This is a genomic window from Vibrio sp. BS-M-Sm-2, assembly GCF_041504345.1.
Taxonomy (GTDB): domain Bacteria; phylum Pseudomonadota; class Gammaproteobacteria; order Enterobacterales; family Vibrionaceae; genus Vibrio; species Vibrio satsumensis.
Genome location: NZ_CP167894.1, coordinates 666,375 through 687,005, shown reverse-complemented (window position 1 = coordinate 687,005; position 20,631 = coordinate 666,375). Strand labels below are relative to the sequence as shown.

Annotated in this window: 16 protein-coding genes, 1 pseudogene, 1 riboswitch and 1 other annotated feature; of the genes and pseudogenes, 13 read left to right on the top strand and 4 right to left on the bottom strand. The window is 42.8% G+C overall.

Annotated elements, in window-relative coordinates; translation table 11 throughout:
- Positions 1–276: 276 nt before the first annotated feature.
- From purB to mnmA, 3 genes and pseudogenes are all read right to left on the bottom strand, one after another.
- Positions 277–1,647 (bottom strand): adenylosuccinate lyase, encoded by a 1,371-nt coding sequence (gene purB / locus AB8613_RS03010; protein WP_372384458.1) that lies wholly within the window; start codon positions 1,645–1,647, stop codon positions 277–279.
- 143 nt (positions 1,648–1,790) lie between these two features.
- Positions 1,791–2,408: a high frequency lysogenization protein HflD gene (hflD, locus tag AB8613_RS03005; RefSeq protein ID WP_009848813.1), complete on the bottom strand. Its 618-nt coding sequence runs from the start codon at positions 2,406–2,408 to the stop codon at positions 1,791–1,793.
- 43 nt (positions 2,409–2,451) lie between these two features.
- Positions 2,452–3,589: pseudogene (mnmA, locus tag AB8613_RS03000) on the bottom strand (tRNA 2-thiouridine(34) synthase MnmA).
- 204 nt (positions 3,590–3,793) lie between these two features.
- On the opposite strand from mnmA, the gene AB8613_RS02995 reads away from it, so the two are divergent.
- Complete coding sequence (locus AB8613_RS02995) at positions 3,794–4,063, top strand: hypothetical protein (RefSeq protein ID WP_010439986.1); 270 nt, start codon at positions 3,794–3,796, stop codon at positions 4,061–4,063.
- A 102-nt stretch (positions 4,064–4,165) separates the two neighbouring features.
- Positions 4,166–5,470: an inosine/guanosine kinase gene (locus AB8613_RS02990; protein WP_017065317.1), complete on the top strand. Its 1,305-nt coding sequence runs from the start codon at positions 4,166–4,168 to the stop codon at positions 5,468–5,470.
- A gap of 193 nt (positions 5,471–5,663) precedes the next feature.
- Here the strand turns inward: AB8613_RS02990 and AB8613_RS02985 are convergent, their stop codons facing one another.
- Entirely contained in the window at positions 5,664–6,074 is a 411-nt protein-coding gene (locus tag AB8613_RS02985) for an H-NS family nucleoid-associated regulatory protein (RefSeq protein ID WP_017060262.1), read from the bottom strand.
- Positions 6,075–6,438: 364 nt separating this feature from the next.
- Positions 6,439–6,616: riboswitch (Lysine riboswitch) on the top strand.
- A gap of 112 nt (positions 6,617–6,728) precedes the next feature.
- On the opposite strand from AB8613_RS02985, the gene AB8613_RS02980 reads away from it, so the two are divergent.
- The 11 genes from AB8613_RS02980 to AB8613_RS02930 all read left to right on the top strand — a co-directional run bounded on the left by AB8613_RS02980 (position 6,729) and on the right by AB8613_RS02930 (position 20,504).
- Complete coding sequence (locus AB8613_RS02980) at positions 6,729–8,321, top strand: Na+/H+ antiporter NhaC family protein (RefSeq protein WP_132744986.1); 1,593 nt, start codon at positions 6,729–6,731, stop codon at positions 8,319–8,321.
- 190 nt (positions 8,322–8,511) lie between these two features.
- Positions 8,512–8,647, top strand: a sequence feature (His leader region).
- Positions 8,648–8,700: 53 nt separating this feature from the next.
- Positions 8,701–9,597, top strand: a complete 897-nt coding sequence (gene hisG / locus AB8613_RS02975) for an ATP phosphoribosyltransferase (protein WP_048617711.1) — start codon at positions 8,701–8,703, stop codon at positions 9,595–9,597.
- A complete protein-coding gene (gene hisD, locus AB8613_RS02970; protein WP_102433208.1) occupies positions 9,597–10,898 on the top strand; it encodes a histidinol dehydrogenase in 1,302 nt (433 codons plus the stop codon). The genes hisG and hisD overlap by 1 nt, the downstream gene beginning before the upstream one ends.
- A gap of 9 nt (positions 10,899–10,907) precedes the next feature.
- Positions 10,908–11,948: a histidinol-phosphate transaminase gene (gene hisC, locus AB8613_RS02965; RefSeq protein ID WP_048609393.1), complete on the top strand. Its 1,041-nt coding sequence runs from the start codon at positions 10,908–10,910 to the stop codon at positions 11,946–11,948.
- A 131-nt stretch (positions 11,949–12,079) separates the two neighbouring features.
- Entirely contained in the window at positions 12,080–13,168 is a 1,089-nt protein-coding gene (gene hisB / locus AB8613_RS02960; RefSeq protein WP_285952925.1) for a bifunctional histidinol-phosphatase/imidazoleglycerol-phosphate dehydratase HisB, read from the top strand.
- 9 nt (positions 13,169–13,177) lie between these two features.
- A complete protein-coding gene (gene hisH, locus AB8613_RS02955) occupies positions 13,178–13,792 on the top strand; it encodes an imidazole glycerol phosphate synthase subunit HisH (RefSeq protein ID WP_060982828.1) in 615 nt (204 codons plus the stop codon).
- 43 nt (positions 13,793–13,835) lie between these two features.
- Positions 13,836–14,573: a 1-(5-phosphoribosyl)-5-[(5-phosphoribosylamino)methylideneamino]imidazole-4-carboxamide isomerase gene (gene hisA, locus AB8613_RS02950; protein ID WP_372384457.1), complete on the top strand. Its 738-nt coding sequence runs from the start codon at positions 13,836–13,838 to the stop codon at positions 14,571–14,573.
- A 216-nt stretch (positions 14,574–14,789) separates the two neighbouring features.
- Positions 14,790–16,241, top strand: coding sequence for an integrase arm-type DNA-binding domain-containing protein (locus AB8613_RS02945; RefSeq protein WP_372384456.1), 1,452 nt, complete (start codon positions 14,790–14,792; stop codon positions 16,239–16,241).
- Between the two features lie 52 nt (positions 16,242–16,293).
- Positions 16,294–16,512, top strand: a complete 219-nt coding sequence (locus tag AB8613_RS02940; RefSeq protein WP_372384455.1) for a hypothetical protein — start codon at positions 16,294–16,296, stop codon at positions 16,510–16,512.
- 616 nt (positions 16,513–17,128) lie between these two features.
- Positions 17,129–19,501 (top strand): hypothetical protein, encoded by a 2,373-nt coding sequence (locus tag AB8613_RS02935; protein WP_372384454.1) that lies wholly within the window; start codon positions 17,129–17,131, stop codon positions 19,499–19,501.
- Between the two features lie 376 nt (positions 19,502–19,877).
- Complete coding sequence (locus AB8613_RS02930; protein WP_372384453.1) at positions 19,878–20,504, top strand: hypothetical protein; 627 nt, start codon at positions 19,878–19,880, stop codon at positions 20,502–20,504.
- Positions 20,505–20,631 lie beyond the last annotated feature (127 nt).

The window sequence follows — 20,631 nt, the reverse complement described above, 5'->3', positions numbered from 1 at the left end:
TGTCTAATACGATTAGCCATCGCTAATCGACAAGGTAAATCTAAAGGCTTCCTTCGGGAGGCCTTTTTTGATCTTGGCGTTTAAGATAACAAGTGTTGAGACATGAGGTGCAGTTGTCGCTAGGTGAATAATGAATGAGTAAGGGACGAGTAGATCAATTGAAGAAGGCTTGGTGTTCTATGTTGACGATTCTTTTGGCGATAGATTTAGTTCCGCGCAATAAAAAGGCTTCCACATGGGAAGCCTTGATCTATTCTGCGATTCGAAATTCGAATATTACAGCTTGTCAGTCAGCTCGATTGCTTGACCGATGTAGTTTGCTGGAGTCATCTCTTTCAGACGAACTTTCTCGTCTTCAGGAATCTCTAGACCGTCGATGAATGCACGCATGCCTTCGCCGTCTACACGCTTACCACGAGTTAGCTCTTTAAGCTTCTCGTATGGCTTCTCGATGCCGTAACGACGCATTACTGTTTGTACTGGTTCTGCTAGTACTTCCCAGTTCTTGTCTAGTTCAGCAAGTAGCGCTTCACGGTTAACTTCTAGCTTGCTAATACCTTTCAGAGTTGAAGTGTATGCAATGATTGCGTAGCCAACACCAACACCTAGGTTACGAAGAACCGTAGAGTCTGTTAGGTCACGTTGCCAGCGAGAAACTGGAAGTTTCTGTGCTAGGTGGCCAAATACAGCGTTAGCTAGACCAAGGTTGCCTTCAGAGTTTTCGAAGTCAATTGGGTTAACTTTATGCGGCATTGTAGAAGAACCGATTTCGCCAGCAATAGTCTTCTGCTTGAAGTGACCAAGAGCGATGTAGCCCCAAACGTCACGGTCGAAGTCTAGAAGAATTGTATTGAAACGAGCAACAGCGTCGAATAGCTCAGCGATGTAATCGTGAGGTTCGATTTGAGTTGTGTACGGGTTCCAAGTTACGCCAAGAGATTCAGTGATGAACTCTTCGCTGAATTGGTGCCATTCAACTTCAGGGTATGCAGAAAGGTGAGCGTTGTAGTTACCTACAGCGCCGTTGATTTTCGCTAGGATCTCAACGCTTTCGATTTGCTTGAATTGACGTTCCATACGGTACGCAACGTTCGCCATCTCTTTACCCATAGTCGAAGGAGAAGCTGGCTGACCGTGTGTACGAGAAAGAAGAGGAATATCACGGTACTCGTTCGCAAGTGCTTTGATAGCATCGATTACGTTACGAATTTCTGGAAGAATCACTGTGTCACGAGCTTCTTTAAGCATAAGCGCGTGAGAGGTGTTGTTGATGTCTTCAGAAGTACATGCAAAGTGAATGAATTCGTTAACTGCGTGAAGCTCAGGAACGCCCGCAACTTTCTCTTTCAAGAAGTACTCAACCGCTTTTACGTCGTGGTTTGTCGTGCGCTCGATCTCTTTGATACGCAGAGCGTCTTCTTCGCTGAAGTTAGCGGCTAGTTCATCAAGAAACTGGTTAGCTTCTGCACTGAACGCTGGTACTTCTTTGATTGCATCAGTTGCTGCAAGCTTTTGTAACCAACGAATTTCAACGATAGAGCGGTACTTTAGTAGTCCAAACTCACTAAAGATGCTGCGTAATGCAATAGTCTTACTTCCGTAACGGCCGTCTACTGGTGAAACAGCAGTCAATGCTGACAGTTCCATGGTGTTCTCCTGAATTGAGTTTTCTAAATTTTGAGAGGTTTATACCAGTAACAATCTCAATTGTCACGCACATTGCGCAATCGTTTGCGTGAGAGTTGTGTTGGTACAAAAAACAAGCTCGCGACGAGGCGCGAGCTAATAAATTACATTCGAGCTAGCAGGATTTGAGCCTGCTCGATCATCTTCTTGCGACCGAAGATAAGGTGGCGGCGTTTACCACCAACCTGGCGCCAAAGAACAGCGCTTCGAATTCCTGACAGAAGGAGTGCACGAACTTTGTGCTGGCTCGATGTCTGTTGAAGTACCGCTGGTGTGCCAGATACCTGAATACGTGGACCAATAGGGCTCACAACATCAAGGTAGATGCTCGCTAGGTTGCTGATCATTTGCTCGTCAAACAGATCAAAGTGTTCAGTTTGGCGTTCTGCAGTTTGAATGCGATCGCCAAGCTGAGACATTGAGTCGTTACGAGAAGATAGCTTACGCTCAAGAGCCATCAAGCTGATGATGTAGCGAGTAATATCGCTACCAGCTGGAGTACTATCGATACCTTTTACTAAGCACTCAAGACCTAGCTTTAGGTTCGCTTCACGTCCAAATACGCCCACAGTGTTCGCCGGGTTGGTATTTAAAATAGCACTGAGTGAAGCTTCGAAGGCATCTTTATCACAATGGCCGTCTTTCGCTACTTGTTGAACCAAAGCCACAGCTTGGCAAATTCCGGCGAAAGCAATCGTACGGTCATAAAGTGTATTAGCCACGTAGTAACTCCTAGTTGTCTTCTATCGTTTGTTGTTCGTTCGATTAGATGCGCTTTTCGATGATACCGCCACCAAGACAAACGTCGTCTAGGTAGAACACTGCCGATTGACCTGGGGTCACAGCAATCTGTGGTTCATCAAAAATAACCTTAATGTTCTCATCATCAATTGGGATGATTGTACAAGGAATATCGGTTTGACGGTAACGTGTTTTTACCGTGCATGTCATAACTTCAGTAATTGGAGTGCGATTTACCCAGTGAAGCTGAGACGCGATCAAACCTTCTGATTTTAGAAGAGGGTGGTCTTTACCTTGTACTGCGATCAGAACATTACGCTTGAGATCTTTTTCACCAACAAACCATGGCTCTTCGTTACCGCCGCCACCTTTAGTGCCGCCAATATGAAGGCCTTTACGCTGACCTAGCGTGTGGTACATCAAACCTTGGTGTTGACCAATAACTTGGCCTTCAGGTGTTTCGATGTTACCCGGTTGTGCTGGTAGGTATTTGCCTAGGAACTCAGTGAACTTACGCTCGCCGATAAAGCAGATGCCTGTTGAATCTTTCTTCTTCGCTGTGATCAAGTCTTGCTCTTCAGCAATACGTCGCACTTCTGGCTCTCTCTAATTCACCGACAGGGAATAGGCTGCGTGCCACTTGATCTGAGCTTAGCGTGTATAGGAAATAGCTTTGGTCTTTGTTGCTGTCTAGACCGCGTAGCATTTCTGGTTTTACGCCAGCGTCTAGCTCTTCTTGAGTTGGGAAAGTACGACGAACGTAGTGACCCATCGCAATGTAGTCTGCGTCTAGCACTTCATCCGCAAACTCTAAGAATGCTTTGAATTTGATTTCTTTGTTACAAAGGATATCTGGGTTAGGCGTACGGCCTGCTTTGTACTCTTCAAGGAAGTATTCGAATACATTATCCCAGTACTCTGCTGCAAAGTTGATAGTGTGAAGGTGGATACCTAGTTTGTCACATACCGCTTGAGCATCAGCAAGGTCTTCAGCTGCCGTGCAGTATTCTTCGTTATCGTCTTCTTCCCAGTTTTTCATGAAAAGGCCTTCTACCTGATAGCCTTGTTGCTGAAGAAGATACGCCGATACTGACGAATCTACACCGCCGGACATACCGACAATTACTTTCTTTTCGCTGTTTCCAGAGCTGATATCTGACATGTCTAAACACCGTTACTATTACTTGGTCGCAGATTCTAACAGAAAGAGAAACGCCGTGACAGATCCGAGACCGGAATCACAGTTTCATTTGCACAAATAGTGCGCTGACTTTGTTAGAGAATCGCATGAGAGCGAGGTGAGTCGCTAGGATGTCAGAAGTATATGTGGCATAGTCGCTCGAAATCCAAGACCTGAGATAAAAAAATGTCTGAACAAAATGAATTTATGCAAGAAGAAGAGCTGATTGAGATTATCGAGAACCAGCTTGAAGATGGCGAGCCAGTGAAAGTGAAAGAGACGTTGATGCGTTTAATGATGACTGGTACTCCTCGTGAAGAGGCAATTGCGGCTATGGCATGTGCATTGGCAATTGAAGTATTTGACGTTATGAAAAACGGCGCGGAGTTTAATCAGAAACGTTACGCAGAGCATTTGGGCATGCTGCCTGATTTAAGCTTTATGGAAGGCGAATAAAAAAAACCTTCAGCAAACGTTTGCTATAGTTTGAAAGATTGCCGCGTTAAATATAGCGCGGTAGAATCCGCCACCTATTTCCCCTTGACTTAGACTAGCCCTATGAAATTCCCTGGACAACGTAAATCAAAGCACTACTTTCCGGTTCACGCTCGTGATCCTCTAGTGAGCCAAGCTCAAAGCAGTAAAAGAATGTCACGCACTCATATTATCGGTATTGACCAAACATTGGTGGATATTGAAGCAAAGGTGAGTTCTGAACTTATTGAGAAGTATGGTTTGAGCAAGGGACATTCACTGGTTATTGGTGACGCAGCCGCTGAATCTTTATATCAAGAATTAAAAGAACAGTGCCTGATTACCAATGAATACGCTGGTGGCACAATTGGTAACACATTACACAACTATTCAGTGCTAGCGGATGACCGTTCTACTCTACTGGGTGTCATGAGCCAAGATATTAAGATTGGTAGCTACGGTTACCGCTATTTATGTAATACATCAAGCAGAATGGATCTGAACCATTTACAAGGGGTAGATGGTGCAATCGGTCGCTGTTTTGCATTAATTACAGAAGACGGTGAACGTACTTTCGCAATTAGCGAAGGACAAATGAACCAATTAAAACCAGAAAGCATTCCTGAAAAAATCTTCAAAAGTGCTTCTGCTTTAGTTTTAACGGCTTATTTAGTTCGTTGTAAACCAGGTGACCCTATGCCTGAAGCAACAATGAAAGCGATCGAGTACGCGAAGAAATACGATGTGCCAGTAGTTCTTACATTGGGTACTAAGTTCGTTATTCAAGATGATCCAGAATTCTGGAAAGATTTCCTTGAGCAACACGTAACGGTTGTTGCAATGAATGAAGACGAAGCTGAAGCATTAACGGGTGAAAGCGATCCACTGGCTGCATCAGATAAAGCGTTAGAGTGGGTAGACCTTGTTCTATGCACTGCGGGACCTGTTGGTCTATTTATGGCTGGCTATACGGAAGATGCAGCTAAGCGCGAAACGTCACTGCCTTTACTTCCAGGTTCAATTGCGGAATTCAACCGTTTTGAATTTAGTCGTCCTGCGCATAAAGATTTATGTGAAAACCCAACTAAAGTGTATTCGCACATTGCGCCATACATGGGGGGGCCAGAAAAGATCAAAAACACTAACGGTGCAGGTGATGCTGCGTTATCAGCTTTATTACATGATATGGCTGCTAATAAGTACCACAAAGAAAACGTACCAAACTCAAGTAAGCACCAACATTCATTCTTGACGTACTCTTCTTTCTCACAAGTTTGTAAATATTCAAACCGTGCGAGCTATGAAGTGTTAGTTCAACACTCTCCACGTTTATCTCGCGGCCTTCCTGAAAGAGAAGATAGCCTAGAAGAAGCGTACTGGGAAAGATAAGCTACTTTCTTTAATCAGTAGTACTATCAGTATCAGCTCATTTTAATACTGATAGTATAAATATAAAAAAGGCTCCGAAAGGAGCCTTTTTTGTTTCTGAATATATTGAAGTCGTAAATAATACTTTGGTTGACTTAAATATTAATTCTATTGCTTAGTGTGTAATTGATTACTCACTAAGTAAACTAAATGCTTAGATAGCAAACTCTTCTAGAGATTTACCAGCATCTAGCTGTTCTTGGATAGCTGAAGGCGTACGGCCTTGACCTGTCCAAGTTTTCTCGTCGCCGTTCGCATCTACATATTTGTATTTCGCTGGGCGAGGAGCACGTTTAGCTTTTGTTGTTTTAGATTTTGCTTCACCAGAAAGTGCAGCAATAAGATCGGCAACATCAATTCCGTCTTTTGCAATTTGTTCAGCAATAGCAGAAAGTTTAGCTTCTTGTTCTGCTTTAGCCGCACGCTCTTCAGCTTCTGACTCTTGACGCTCTTGTACAACAATAGTTAGCTTGTCTAGCGCTTCTTCAAGTTGCTCAAGAGTTAATTCACGTGAGAACGCACGAAGGCTACGGATATTTAATAGAGTTTTTGTTAATTCAGACATGATATTTTCCATCAAGGTAAACTAAATAATCCTCCTAATAATAAACAGAGCCCAAGAATAAAACAAATAGTATTTCTTCTATTACATATTAAAATATAAAAGTGAGATGAATAGTTGAAAACTCAACGTTGTATTCCTATCGAATTTATAATAATTATTAAGATTATCTTAAAAAATGATATGTGACTGGTGGAGTAGTTCACCAGAGTTGACTATTCTGTTATTGATTGCTTCATTAACAAAAAGCTATTTTTCTCGGAATGATATGTTGCATTGTTGCTCTTCATGAGTACAATTGCGGCTACCTGATGCGAGGCTTTGGTTAATCTGTTGTTAAACTCTGGTTTACACGGTTAATAATGTTATCGCACGTAGAGGTGCAATTATAAAAAGTAACTTCCGTTGGGGTGATGCCAATGAGCGGGAATGAAAGGTGTAATTGCCGAAGTAAATTGTATATCTAAGCAATTTGCTGGGGTTGTGCTCAATAGGTACAACACTGCCATAGTCTTAATTTTAAACTATGGAGCGCTACTGTAGGGTTGGGTGAAGTGTTCACTTCCCTTTCGCTTAGTTCAACATGAACTTGGTCAGCCGTATCAAGTTTGTCTGCAGTAGATCTCTAGCCAAATAAAAAACTGGTTTTTGAAGATCATGAATTTAATAGATTTTGCAACATCGCCTTTATCACTGCTTCCTCCTTTGGTTGCATTGACTCTTGCTATTGTTACCCGACGTGTATTGGTTTCTTTGGGTGTCGGTATTGTTATGGGTGCGATTCTACTTGCTGATTACTCAGTAGGTAACGCAGCTAGCTACGTGTTTACTAAAGCATCGGGTGTTTTCATCGAAGATGGTGGCATCAACACTTGGAATATGAGCATCATTGCATTCCTAATTATTCTTGGAATGACAACTGCACTATTAACACTGTCTGGCGGTACTCGCGCATTTGCTGAATGGGCACAGTCTCGCGTTAAGAGCAAACGTGGTTCAAAACTACTTGCTGCTTTCTTAGGTGTATTCATTTTTGTTGATGACTACTTTAACAGCCTAGCAGTTGGTGCCATCTCTCGTCCTGTAACAGACCGTTTTTACGTATCTCGCGCTAAGCTTGCTTATATCCTAGATTCAACGGCTGCTCCTATGTGTGTGATCATGCCTGCTTCTAGCTGGGGTGCTTACATCATCACTATCATTGGTGGCATCTTAGTGACACACGGTGTGACAGAGTATTCTGCACTGGGTGCTTACGTTCGTCTTATCCCAATGAACTTTTACGCTGTATTCGCTCTGTTAATGGTGTTTGCCGTTGCATGGTTCGGCCTAGACGTTGGTAAAATGCGTGAGCATGAGATCGAAGCATCTCAAGGCCGTGGCTTTGAAGGCGACAACGATCAAAAGCAAGCGCATGATCTAAATGAAGAACTAGATATCGAAGAGAGCGAGAATGGTTCTGTTTCTGATCTGGTTATGCCAATCGTATCGCTAATCGTAGCGACCGTTGCCGCGATGCTTTACACAGGTGGGCAAGCGCTTACTGCTGACGGTCAAGCATTTAACCTTTTAGGTGCGTTTGAAAACACGGATGTAGGTAAGTCTCTTGTTTACGGTGGCATCATCGGTCTACTTGTGGCGTTAGCGACTGTATTTAAGCAAAAGCTGTCTATGGCAGACATCGCAAGAACAATGTGGATCGGTGCAAGCTCTATGTTTGGCGCTATCCTAATTCTTGTGTTCGCTTGGACTATCGGCTCTGTTATCGGCGACATGAAAACAGGTTCGTACCTATCATCTTTAGCAACGGGCAATATTGATTACCACTGGCTACCAGTTATCTTGTTCCTTCTTGCTGGTTTGATGGCTTTCTCGACAGGTACATCTTGGGGTACGTTCGGTATCATGCTACCTATTGCGGGTGACATGGCTGCAGCATCTGACATCGCGCTAATTTTGCCGATGCTAAGTGCGGTTCTTGCGGGCTCTGTATTTGGTGACCACTGCTCTCCAATTTCAGACACAACGATTCTGTCTTCTACTGGTGCTCGTTGTAACCATATTGACCACGTATCGACTCAGCTTCCATACGCGCTGTCTGTGGCGTTCGTATCGTGCATTGGTTTCATTACCCTAGGTATGACATCTTCAATTAGCATCGCATTTGGCGCAGCGTCTCTAACGTTTGTCGCTGTATGTTTTGCATTGGCTTACTTCTCTCGCTGTAAAATGGCGACGTGCAAAAGCTAAAACTGAAAGCTAATCAGTAAACTATCAGGGAGGCGTTAGCCTCCCTTTTTTGTGCTTGTTAATTTAATTTTAAGTTTCGTGAAAAAAGTTCGAATAAATGGTTGAAAAAGGATCTCAGCTTAGTTAGTGTGGAGACAAGACAGCAAACAACTGAAGAGCTTATAAGTATGCGTAAATTAGTAATGAACATTCATCACCATCATCACCCTATCTAGTCTTTCGGGGAGATTTACGTATACCCGGGAGCAAGAATTCTCCCGGAGGTTAAGTCAAAGAATTTAGATTTAAACCCTCGGGATGACAAAGTCTTCCGAGGGTTTTTTAGTTTTAGCGCTTTTAAATAATCAATAAATTCAAATATTTGCACAGGGATACAGCAATGCAGACACAACGCCTAAGAATCGCAATTCAAAAGAAAGGTCGCTTAAGTAAAGAGTGCCAAGATCTACTTAAAAAATGTGGTGTTAAATTTAACATCATGGGTGAGCGCCTAGTTGTTCATTCATTAAATATGCCAATCGACTTGTTATTAGTTCGTGATGATGACATCCCAGGTCTTATCATGGATGGTGTGGTTGACCTTGGTTTTATCGGTGAAAATGAACTAGAAGAAGTTCGCCTAGACCGTGTTGCTCTAAAAGAGCCATCAGAGTTTCGCACACTACGTCGTTTAGATTTCGGTGGTTGCCGCCTTTCTATCGCAATCAACAAAGATGAAGTATACAACGGCCCACAAGATCTCGCGGGCAAACGTATTGCGACAACTTACCCACAACTACTAAAAGCCTACATGGATGAGCAGGGTGTTGAATTCAGCACTTGTATGCTAACAGGTTCGGTTGAAGTTGCCCCTCGTGCAGGTCTAGCAGACGCTATCGCAGATTTAGTTTCTACAGGTGCAACGCTAGAAGCAAACGGCCTAAAAGAAGCAGAAGCTATCTTCCAATCTAAAGCAACACTGATTCAACGTGTTGGTGAGTTCGACGCAGACAAAACCGCATTGATTGAAAAACTACTGACTCGTATGCAGGGTGTTCAACAAGCGAAAGAGTCGAAGTACATCATGCTTCACGCGCCAACATCTCAGCTAGAGCAAATCAAAGCACTATTACCCGGTGCTGAAGATCCGACTGTTCTTCCACTATCTACAGACAAAGACAAAGTTGCCGTTCACCTAGTAAGTACAGAGAACTTGTTCTGGGAAACAATGGAACAGCTGAAAGAGTTGGGTGCTAGCTCGATTCTAGTATTACCAATCGAAAAAATGATGGGGTAGTGACGATGAGAACCGTTGTTTGGCAATCTTTAAGTGAATCACAGCAAGACTCGGTATTAGAGCGTCCAGCTATTACTGAAGGTGCAAACATCACAGCGACAGTTTCTGATGTGATTGCAAAAGTACGAAATGAAGGCGATGCCGCGCTTAGAGAGCTGACTGCAAAGTTTGATGGTGTGACTCCAGAGTCTATCCGTGTCAGCTCGGGTGAGATCGAAGAGGCGTGTGCTCGTCTAACACCAGAGATGAAGCAAGCGTTAGAGCAGGCTTATAGCAATATTGCTAAGTTTCACGAAGCTCAAAAGCCACAGCCAATTAAGGTTGAGACACAGCCTGGTGTTGTGTGTGAGCAAGTGACGCGCGCTATTAATACTGTTGGCCTTTATATTCCAGGTGGCAGTGCGCCACTTCCGTCAACGGTTCTTATGTTAGGTGTTCCAGCTCAAATCGCAGGTTGTCGTAAGGTTGTGCTTTGTTCACCTCCGCCAATCGCTGATGAGATCTTGTATGTCGCCAAGCTTTGTAAGATCGACGAGGTATACAACGTTGGTGGTGGTCAAGCGGTGGCTGCAATGGCTTACGGTACCGAGAGCGTGGCTAAGGTCGACAAGATCTTCGGCCCGGGTAATGCCTATGTAACGGAAGCGAAACGTCAAGTAAGCAATGACTTCCGCGGCGCAGCGATTGACATGCCTGCGGGCCCGTCTGAAGTGTTAGTGATTGCCGATGAAACTGCAGATGCAGACTTTATTGCTGCGGATTTGTTGAGCCAAGCGGAGCACGGTCCTGATTCTCAGGTTGTACTGGTAACACCATCTCCAGTGGTTGCAGACCAAGTAACAGAAGCGGTTCAGAAGCAACTGAAAGAACTGTCTCGTGCGAACATCGCTCAGCAAGCATTGGCTTCAAGCCTAATCATCATTGCTGAATCTATCACTCAAGCTATTGCGATTTCGAACTTCTACGGTCCTGAGCACTTGATTGTTCAAACTAAGAATCCACGTGAATTGCTGCCATTGTTAGATAATGCAGGCTCAATTTTCCTTGGTGACTGGTCTCCAGAATCTGCAGGTGACTACGCATCAGGCACAAACCACGTTCTTCCGACTTACGGCTATACCAAGACTTATTCGAGTCTAGGTTTGGCTGATTTCTCCAAGCGAATGACGGTTCAAGAGCTAACGGCTGATGGTTTGAAAGGCCTAGCGCCAACAGTAGTAACAATGGCGGAAGCCGAGGGCTTGGATGCACACAAACGCGCTGTGACCATCCGAGTTGAAAAGTTAAATAAAGCAAAATAAGGGTAGGGCATGGAAAAGTTAGCAAGAAAACAAGTTCAGGCTCTGACACCTTACTTGTCTGCAAGACGCATTGGTGGCAGTGGAGATGTATGGTTGAACGCCAATGAATCTCCGTTTGATAATGAGTACAACCTGAACTTGTCTCGTCTTAACCGCTACAGTGAGTGTCAGCCAAAAGAGCTGATTGACGCTTACGCCCAATACGCTGGTGTGAAATCAGAACAAACACTGACAACGCGTGGTGCTGACGAAGGCATTGAATTACTGATTCGTGCTTTCTGTGAGCCGAACGAAGACGCTATTCTTTACTGCCCACCCACTTACGGTATGTACGCAATCAGTGCAGAGACGATTGGTGTTGAGCGTAAAGTTGTGCCTCTGACTTCTGAATGGCAATTGGATCTTCCAGCGATTGAAGCTCAACTCGACAACGTAAAAGTGGTCTTTGTTTGTAGTCCAAATAACCCAACCGGTAATTTGGTTGATCGTAAAGACATCATCAAGCTGCTTGAAATGACACAAGACAAAGCGATTGTAGTGATGGATGAAGCGTATATCGATTTTTGTCCAGAAGCGTCAACCGTTGATTTGCTTGAGCAATATCCAAACCTTGCGATCCTGCGCACCTTGTCGAAGGCTTTTGCTTTAGCGGGTTTACGTTGTGGTTTTACGCTAGCGAATAAAGAGCTTATCGATGTGCTGTTGAAAGTGATTGCTCCTTATCCTGTGCCAATCCCTGTTGCTGACATAGCCGTTCAAGCACTTTCAGAACAAGGACTAGCGCGAGCTAAGTTCCAAGTTCTGGATTTAAGTGCTAACCGAGCGTATTTGCAAGCGGGTCTATTAGGCATGCCTCAAGTGACGGTATTTGATGGTTGGGGTAACTACTTACTGGTTAAATTCCCGAACGGCGATGAGTTGTTTAAAGCTGCTTGGGATACGGGCATCATCCTGCGTAATTCACCAATTGAAGACTGTGTTCGTATTAGTATTGGTAACCGCGAAGAGTGCGAAAAGACACTTGGATTCATTCGTAACTTTTATCAGTAACGAAAGGCTTACCAGTAATAACATTTGCCAGTTTGAGTTGATTAATCGCAGGCTGGCAAGTGAAACCAATATTTTGGGTTAGCGTTTGATTTTAGCTAGGCCACCAGATTTAAAATTAAAAGGAAGTTCAAGTGAGTAAACAACAGAAAATACTTTTTATAGACCGTGACGGCACCTTAATTGTTGAGCCGCCAGTTGACTTTCAAGTAGACCGTTTAGACAAACTAAAATTTGAACCGCTAGTGATTCCTAGCCTACTTGCACTGCAAGATGCTGGTTACCGCTTGGTGATGGTAACGAATCAAGATGGTCTAGGCACAGATAGCTACCCACAAGAAGAGTTCGATGCTCCGCACAATATGATGATGGAGTTCTTTGAATCTCAGGGCGTTAAGTTTGATGAAGTCCTTATTTGCCCTCACTTTGACGAAGACAATTGCTCTTGCCGCAAGCCTAAACTGGGTATGGTTAAAGAGTATCTACAAGGCGGTAAAGTCGACTTCCAACACTCTGTTGTGATTGGCGATCGAATGACGGATCTTCAACTGGCTGAAAACATGGCTATCCGCGGTATCCAATATGGCCCAGATGCGGAAACTGAAGGCACGCTTAACTGGCCACAAATCGTTAAAGATCTGACGGTTAATGCGCGTATTGCCGAGGTAGTTCGTACCACTAAAGAAACAGATATCAAGGTGGCAGTAAACCTTGATGAAACTGGTGGCAACAAGATCGATACAGGCATGGGCTTTTTCGACCACATGCTTGACCAAATCGCGACACACGGTGGCTTCCAAATGAATCTGACTGTGAAGGGCGACCTGCACATTGATGATCACCACACAGTAGAAGATACCGCTCTGGCTTTAGGCCAAGCATTGAAAGATGCACTAGGTGACAAGCGTGGTATCGGCCGTTTTGGTTTTAGCCTGCCAATGGACGAGTGTTTGGCTCAGTGTGCGCTAGACCTTTCTGGTCGTCCATACCTGAAATTCGATGCTAAGTTCAGCCGTGAGCAAGTGGGTGATCTTTCAACCGAGATGGTGGTTCACTTCTTCCGCTCTCTAACCGACACACTGGCTTGTACGCTACACCTTTCTTCTAATGGTAATAATGATCACCACATCATTGAGAGCCTGTTTAAAGCGTTTGGTCGTACTCTTCGCCAAGCAATCAAAGTTGAAGGTAATGAGTTACCAAGCAGCAAAGGCGTTCTGTAAGGGATCGGTATGAAAGAGCAGAAAGTAGTTATTATTGATACTGGTTGTGCCAACGTTTCTTCAGTGAAGTTTGCGATTGAACGTCTGGGCTACGCAGTTGAAATTTCAAAAGAACCAGAAGTTGTTCTTGCTGCCGATAAGTTATTCCTACCCGGTGTAGGCACAGCAAGTGAGGCAATGAAGAACCTACAAGAGCGCGACCTTGTTAGCCTTGTGAAGCAAGTAGAGAAGCCTCTGCTAGGTATCTGTTTAGGTATGCAACTGTTAGGCAAACTGTCTCAAGAGAAAGGCCAAAAGGCTGACGAGTTAGTTGAATGCTTAGGTTTGTGTGATGGTGAAGTTCGTTTACTTGAAACGGGCGACTTGCCATTACCACACATGGGTTGGAACACTGTAACGGCAACACCGAATCACCCTTTGTTTAAAGACATTGAAGAAGGCGAGTACTTCTATTTCGTTCACAGCTTCGCAATGCCAGTGGGTGACTACACAATCGCACAATGTGATTACGGTAATCCGTTCACTGCAGCGGTGCAAAGTGGCAATTATTATGGTGTTCAGTTCCACCCGGAGCGTTCGTCAAAAGCTGGCTCTAAGCTGATTCAGAACTTCTTGGAATTGTAATAAGGATTAGGCAGCGGCTAACGTTGCCATATAAGGAATGTAAATGATTATTCCCGCGTTAGATTTAATTGAAGGCCAAGTAGTTCGCTTATTCCAAGGTGATTACGGGCAAGTAACAGAATACAAAGTAGACCCAGCAGAGCAGTTTAACCTGTACCACCAAGCTGGTGCAGGTTGGCTTCACCTCGTTGACTTAACGGGTGCAAAAGACACAACGGCTCGTCAGTTAAACTTGATTGCTAAGCTACTGGCTAGCACGCCTGCCAATATCCAGATTGGTGGTGGCGTGCGTAACGAACAAGATGTCGTTGATCTGCTAGAAGCGGGTGCACAGCGTGTTGTGGTTGGTTCTACAGCAGTAAAACAACCTGAGTTGGTGAAAGGCTGGATGGAGAAATACGGCGCGGAAAAAATCGTGCTTGCTCTGGACATCAACATTGACGAAAGCGGTACACGTAAAGTCGCGATTTCAGGTTGGCAAGAAGATTCAGGCGTGACCATTGAAGCGCTAATTGAAGACTACCTCACGGTTGGCCTTAAACACGTTCTGTGTACCGATATTTCACGTGACGGTACGCTAGAAGGATCAAACGTAGAGCTCTATGTTGATCTTTGTAAGCAGTACCCACAAGTGCAATTCCAATCATCGGGCGGCATTGGCAACCTAGCAGACATCGAAGCTCTAAAAGGTAGCGGGGTGGCTGGTGTGATTGTGGGTCGCGCGCTACTTGATGGCAAGTTTACCGCAGAGGAGGCATTTGCATGTTGGCAAAGCGAATAATCCAAAGTTCGAATGCTGGTTGATATAAAATCCTATAAATATCCTGATGCTGAATTTGGTTAAATTATTGATATGTATAAATAATTGCTTATAAGCTAAGCTTTTTAAGCGTCAGGGTATTTATGGTTGCTAATAAATTTTGTTGAAAATCTGTTGAAAAAAGAGCAGGCTGTTGAACATATGTTGAAAAAAACACATGGTCAGGAGTGAATTTTTATGCCAAAAATTGCATGCAATTTTAGCGAAAGCTGGGTGCAAGAGGAGCTGAAAAAGGAAGGTGCTGGAAGTCGCTTATTTAAAGATACGCATAAGAAAGCTAATGGACTGATGCTTAGGGTATCGCCTAAAGGTAAAGGGGCCTATTTTATTGAAGGGCGTATAAAGGGTAGCAACGGTAGCGTGCTTCGACCAAGTGTGGGCGACCCATCGAAGATGCATCTCTATGAAGCTAGAAATATCGCTTCTGAGTTCCACAATCTCATGGAGCTAGGTAAAGATCCCCGAGTTGCTTATTACTCTCAAAACTTGTCGGCAAGCCTTGAGTCAGTTCATAACGACTACACCTCTCAGCGCGACTTAAAAGATTCGAGCCTCAAATCTGTTAATGGCTTTTTGAAAGCCATGAGCCCCAAATTTAAGACGCGCAACATTCTCAGCATCAGGCAAGACGATATAATTAAAGAGCATGAGAGCATCAAAGTGCGTCACACAGGTAAAGTTGCTGACAAAGTAATGCGACATGTTGATGCTCTCTATAGGATGGCTGCGGCTGTTTATCTCGATGAAGATGAAATGCCCATTGTTCAAAGAAATCCTGTTGATGTCCTCCGAACCCAAAAGAAATGGTTTTTCAATAATGGCTATACAGGACGTAAAGCTGAAACTATCGATACTGTCCATTTACCTTCAATCTTAAGTGCAATCGCTCAAATGAAGGCATATCGCGGCGTTAACAAGTTTGTGCACAAAGAGAACCAAAGCATGTTTGTAGCAGCGTGTTTCTTTGAGTTACTGCTATTCACAGGCTGGCGTCCAAGTGACGCTGTAAGTATTGAATGGCACCAAGTGTCGGATGATTGCAAAGAGGTAAGTTGGAGCGATGAAGAGGCGGCTGAAAAGCTGAAAAATGCTGAAGGGATGTATAAAGCGCCTTTAAATAGGCAGGCTCAGAATGTACTCCTAGAACTTAAAGCACGTAACTTTGACTGCAAATACGTGTTTCCAAATGCTAGCTTAAGCAATCATCTTAAAGCAAACCCCACGGACTACAATAACAAGCTAACAGAGTTAGCTGATACAGGTCAGCGCTACACTGCGGGTATTTTCCGTAAAGCCTATCAAACTTTTGCTGAGTATGTTGGGGTTAACTCAGTAACCATCAAGCGTCTTGTGTTTCATACTCAAAAACACTACACAGTACAGGGTGGATATATCTTTCCAGAGCGCGAGAACCTAAGAAAGAAGAGTCAGAGAGTCGCTGATTTTATCTTGTTACACGGAGATCGTACTAATGAGCTAATGACAAGGGAAGTTCAGATTGATTCAAAGTTGTTTTTATATGCTCAAGAAAAGTTAAGTAAGAATGATAGCCAGTTTGACACGGCCGAAGATATTCTAGAACATTGGTGCAAGCAGGGGCGTGCTTTTGAAGAGATGAAAAATAGCTAGGTGTATCGGAATCGAAGCTAGTGCAATTAATGATGCTACCTAGGGAATGTATATGAGTGAATTTGATCTTACGGAAGAACAAAGATCGGTGATTGCAAAGGAGCTGCAAGGCGTTGCTGAGCAATCTGTAGCTTCAATGCACTTGACTAAAGATGGTTCAGTTGTTGTGCAGGTTGGAGCAAATATAACTGTGTTACAACCTGGGCAAGCTGGGGCAGCCAAAGCAGCAAGTGCGCTATTCCAAGCTATTGAACAGTCGGGTGAATGTTGAAATTGAATCCCTAGTAAAGGAGAACTGAACGCCAACCAAAAACTGTCTGTCCTATTGATTTGATGGCGATTGATGGTTGGTTTCCCCCTAATAACGTATTGAATAATATTAATAAGCGTTGGGGGAGGAACCTAAAGCCTGTGATGAGGCTAGAGCGACTTACTTTGCTTAAATCTTGTTCTATTAGATTAGGGAAGTAACACGATGAACAGTCAAAGTCATCAACTGAAATACAGGGTAGGGTCTAGTTAGCTTGACCTAAAATGCATTGTCAGACGTAAATCCATTATGTTCAGTGCCATGAGCGCCGCAGCTATGCTGCGAACTGTCGATTGTTTTGGCTATCACTTCTTCAATCTACTCACTTTTTACTGTTTTTATATATAACAATTAAAAAAAGTGAGTGGTTCGGTTGTAAAGTGTACCAATTTTGATGGTGCTGATGATTAAGGTTAGCTGTATGAGAAAATCTAGGTAATCGTATCATTCCTGCGGAGCAAGGTTTGTTCTCTTTTATTTTATTGGTAATTAATATTTTGAAAATAAATTGACTGCGCCATAATGTCGTAGTATTTTTGTTGTACAGATAACAATTATAAGATTAAAGAAGGCGTAAATGACCAGGCTAGAAAAGGCAAAACATACGGCACCTCACGTAGCTTACAACGTTGATTTTGGTGAATCAAAAAAGAGAGAAATTGCAATAGCTCCTGAAGAGATTGCGAACAGAATATTAGAGCGAGACCCTTGGGCAAGAGTAATTAAAGTAAGTAATGAGGGGGCAATGCTTGATGTTTTGGATTACTACTCAAATGATAAATCGATTAAGCTTGTTGTTACAGTTAGTAAGGACAGCTTGTCAGATGCTATTCAAGAACAAAAGTTCACTTACAAGCGTGATATTGTTTGTTTCGAAACTGGTGAACGCTTTAGTTTTAAAGCCATTCTAGAGTTGAACGCGCGGATGTTTGTGTTGACTGGTGATAGTGCTTACAGCGATGCCTTGGCATTCATTATTCAGTCGATAATTAATATCAAAGTGGGCAAAGCAAAGCTGGTTAAAATTCTTAGTAAGCTCGGTATGGCGCAACCAGTAATTAAAGACTTGATGAGCCGAAAGAACGGGAAATTAACAAATACAGTCAATGATAATCTATTTTTGCCCAAGTCGATTAATATTCTAAATATAGTCCATCTTTCAGAAGTGACTAATGCAGCGGCATCAGCAATGAAAGCTCAAACGGGCTACGGAAAAAATGTTGATTATATCGATCCTGCTATCAGGAAAGCTTTAGGTAATGGCGAGAAAGTGTCATTTATAACTTCTCTAAAGACAATTATTAACAAGAACTCCAAAACGCATGAAGATGTTTGCATGGGTTTTACTAGCTATGAGGTGGGACAGAACATTATTGATGTGACAAGCCCTAATGCTTTCGCAGTGTGTATTAATTCTCTCAACCGAAAAGTCTTTCTTGAACAGGTGCTTGGTAGTGACTTAGTCGTAATTGATGAAATTGAATCGTGTATCCGAGGAATTTTGTTGGGCAATGATAGTGAAAAATCTAAGCGTCGTATGTCAAAGGAAGAGCGTAAGTCAATTATTGACGCATTAACCAGAGTAATTAAGTCAGCACCCAAGCTTATGGTTGCAGATGCCGATATCTCGCCACTGACCGCCAACTTTCTAATTTCTATTCGCCCTGACATTCAAATCTATAACATTGAGCAGGACTACCGTGACGTTACAGCAAGTGTTGCGACAAAAGCTATGGTGATGCAAGAAGCCGCATACTCAATCCAAGAATATACTGACAATGTAGTTGTAATGTTTGACCAGATAAGAGAGTTAAATGAGTTCTTGAAGGGATTAGACCTTAACGATGAAACAGCTCTTGAAGCGGGAATTCTGGTGCTCAACTCAGCCACTAGCGGAAGGAAAGAGCAAAAAGAATTTCTTGATGATCCAAATTCTATATTAGCTCAGAACAAGTATAGGGCGATCTTGTGCTCGCCGACTTTAGGGCGAGGGTTCTCGATCACTCATCATTACACCCAAAAAGTGTTTGTAATTGCCAATGGTGTGCTTGACCCCACAAGCACAGTGCAGTTTGCAAGACGCTTTAGGACAGCTACGGAACTTGTGTTTGGTGTTAGTACTAAGCACAAAATAACAGTTGATCATGTCGCCTTGTTAAAACCAGAAGCTAGTGCATTTGATCGAATGATTGCCGAATACAAAACCGAACATGAGCTACTTACGAGCAATATTTCAATTACTCTTACGGAGACTCTCAGAGCTCTGAAGTTCAGAATGGTTGAGCACGCTTCAGTAAATGCTTCAGAAGAAGAAGTGAAGGCCGCAGAGATAGAGGCTAAAACTAATAGAAAAAAGAATAAAGATAATGAAATTAAATGCATATTAAGGGCAGGGGATAAGACAGAATCTGAAATCAAGTTGCTTAAAAAGAAAGTAGGAAGGACGAGACAAGAGAACTTTGAGGTTACACGGCATGAGTATCAGCAGAAGACGGGTATTAAAAATATCACCAAAGCTGAGATTGATTTCTGTAACAGTTTTTCAATCGGTGCATTCAGGCTTCTTGAAAACGAAAAATCTCAAATACGTGCCGCTTTTGATAAAGTGACAGTAAGAATACGTGGTAACTCAGAGATTTTAATCAATCAGAGTATTGCTATGAGCATATACAGAGAGCTCCAATTGAGCATACAAAGCATCAATGGTTCTCTTGTTGACAACCTGCGATCTGAAGACAAAATGAGCCCGTCGAAGGTACAAAAGTTTGTGAAAGATATTCTTAACGCCGCAGGCTTTAGAAGTCGGAGGCGAAAGCGCGTAATTGGTGGTCGATCAGTTAATGTGAATGTCTTTACGTTATCACCATATGCCATAACAAACGCTAAATACTTTGGCTTAGAAACGAAAGGCTTGCAAAAGTATCAATGTTCAGATAAAATAATATTTTAAATATAATCATGACAGTTCAAGGCGTATGATTACTGAGAAACAATTAGAACAGCAAACAGAACTATCAGCAGAAGAGCTAAGGAATCTTTTGCTAAGTCTTGGGTATATGAATCATTTAAAGAACCCATGCTCTAAAACACTCTCCTTGATGTTGAACATAAGCATGAGAAGCGCCCAAAGAATGCTAAACGATGCTGGCTTATCTACAGTCTATTACGATCATTTGCTGTTCCAATTAGGTGTTAAAAAGCCAGCTTTCCCAATACAGAAAATAATTAACCCTCTAACAGAATGATGTTGATTTATCCAATTTAATTAATAATTTAAAAATAAATTAACCATTGAGATGATGGAGAGACACGTAAAGGTACTAAAAATGAAAAAACTAAATATTACAATTAACATAGATGCATACGACGAAAAATTCCCATTTTACGATCTTGATGGTTATGATTGTCCTGACGAACTCTACGTGGTTGTTGACTTAGATACGGGCGATTGTTCGTTGCTGAACAGAAGTGCAGGTGAAAAAGGGGTCTCCTTTGAAAAGCATAACGGATCGGAGGAGTGGTTTAAGATAGATCCCAAAGTTACTGTCGAAAATCTTCTTGAGACCATCGAGTCAAATAGAACCTTGCTTGAAGAGTTAATGAATGAAACTCGAATTGAGTATAAAGGAGGTAATAAAATTGGAATTACTTCCGAACGAGGCATAGAAATTATACAGCACTTTGAGATGGATGGTTTCGGAGAGGTCAGTGAAGATTACATAATTACAAATGATGAAGATCTGTTGTTTTATGCCGAAGAACTAGAAGGTGAATTTGGAGATAAGGCTTTTCTTGAGGCCAGTGAAGAAGTAGCTCAAATGAAGTTGAAGCGTTTAGCTGAGTCCGTTGTAGCCACTCATGGTGAAAACATGACAGAGTGGGTATTAGAAAATATCGACTCAATAATGTGGAGTATTAGAGAACGCTATGTTGAAGAGGCTCATTGCTCGTGAAGTTTGAAGTGTAAAACCAATCAAGAATTTCAAATAAACTTCAGTAATCATTGTCAATATAATTGGTGTCGAGCAGGTCTGGCATCAATTAATAAAATAAAAATTCCAACCTAACTCTGTCTTTTTG

What these genes read in the sequence shown, in the direction of transcription:
- purB (WP_372384458.1), bottom strand. Translation starts at nt 1,647, where the DNA reads ATGGAACTGTCAGCATTGACTGCTGTTTCACCAGTAGACGGCCGTTAC.
- AB8613_RS02995 (WP_010439986.1), top strand. Translation starts at nt 3,794, where the DNA reads ATGTCTGAACAAAATGAATTTATGCAAGAAGAAGAGCTGATTGAGATT.
- AB8613_RS02990 (WP_017065317.1), top strand. Translation starts at nt 4,166, where the DNA reads ATGAAATTCCCTGGACAACGTAAATCAAAGCACTACTTTCCGGTTCAC.
- AB8613_RS02985 (WP_017060262.1), bottom strand. Translation starts at nt 6,074, where the DNA reads ATGTCTGAATTAACAAAAACTCTATTAAATATCCGTAGCCTTCGTGCG.
- AB8613_RS02980 (WP_132744986.1), top strand. Translation starts at nt 6,729, where the DNA reads ATGAATTTAATAGATTTTGCAACATCGCCTTTATCACTGCTTCCTCCT.
- hisG (WP_048617711.1), top strand. Translation starts at nt 8,701, where the DNA reads ATGCAGACACAACGCCTAAGAATCGCAATTCAAAAGAAAGGTCGCTTA.
- hisC (WP_048609393.1), top strand. Translation starts at nt 10,908, where the DNA reads ATGGAAAAGTTAGCAAGAAAACAAGTTCAGGCTCTGACACCTTACTTG.
- hisH (WP_060982828.1), top strand. Translation starts at nt 13,178, where the DNA reads ATGAAAGAGCAGAAAGTAGTTATTATTGATACTGGTTGTGCCAACGTT.
- hisA (WP_372384457.1), top strand. Translation starts at nt 13,836, where the DNA reads ATGATTATTCCCGCGTTAGATTTAATTGAAGGCCAAGTAGTTCGCTTA.
- AB8613_RS02945 (WP_372384456.1), top strand. Translation starts at nt 14,790, where the DNA reads ATGCCAAAAATTGCATGCAATTTTAGCGAAAGCTGGGTGCAAGAGGAG.
- AB8613_RS02940 (WP_372384455.1), top strand. Translation starts at nt 16,294, where the DNA reads ATGAGTGAATTTGATCTTACGGAAGAACAAAGATCGGTGATTGCAAAG.
- AB8613_RS02935 (WP_372384454.1), top strand. Translation starts at nt 17,129, where the DNA reads ATGACCAGGCTAGAAAAGGCAAAACATACGGCACCTCACGTAGCTTAC.
- AB8613_RS02930 (WP_372384453.1), top strand. Translation starts at nt 19,878, where the DNA reads ATGAAAAAACTAAATATTACAATTAACATAGATGCATACGACGAAAAA.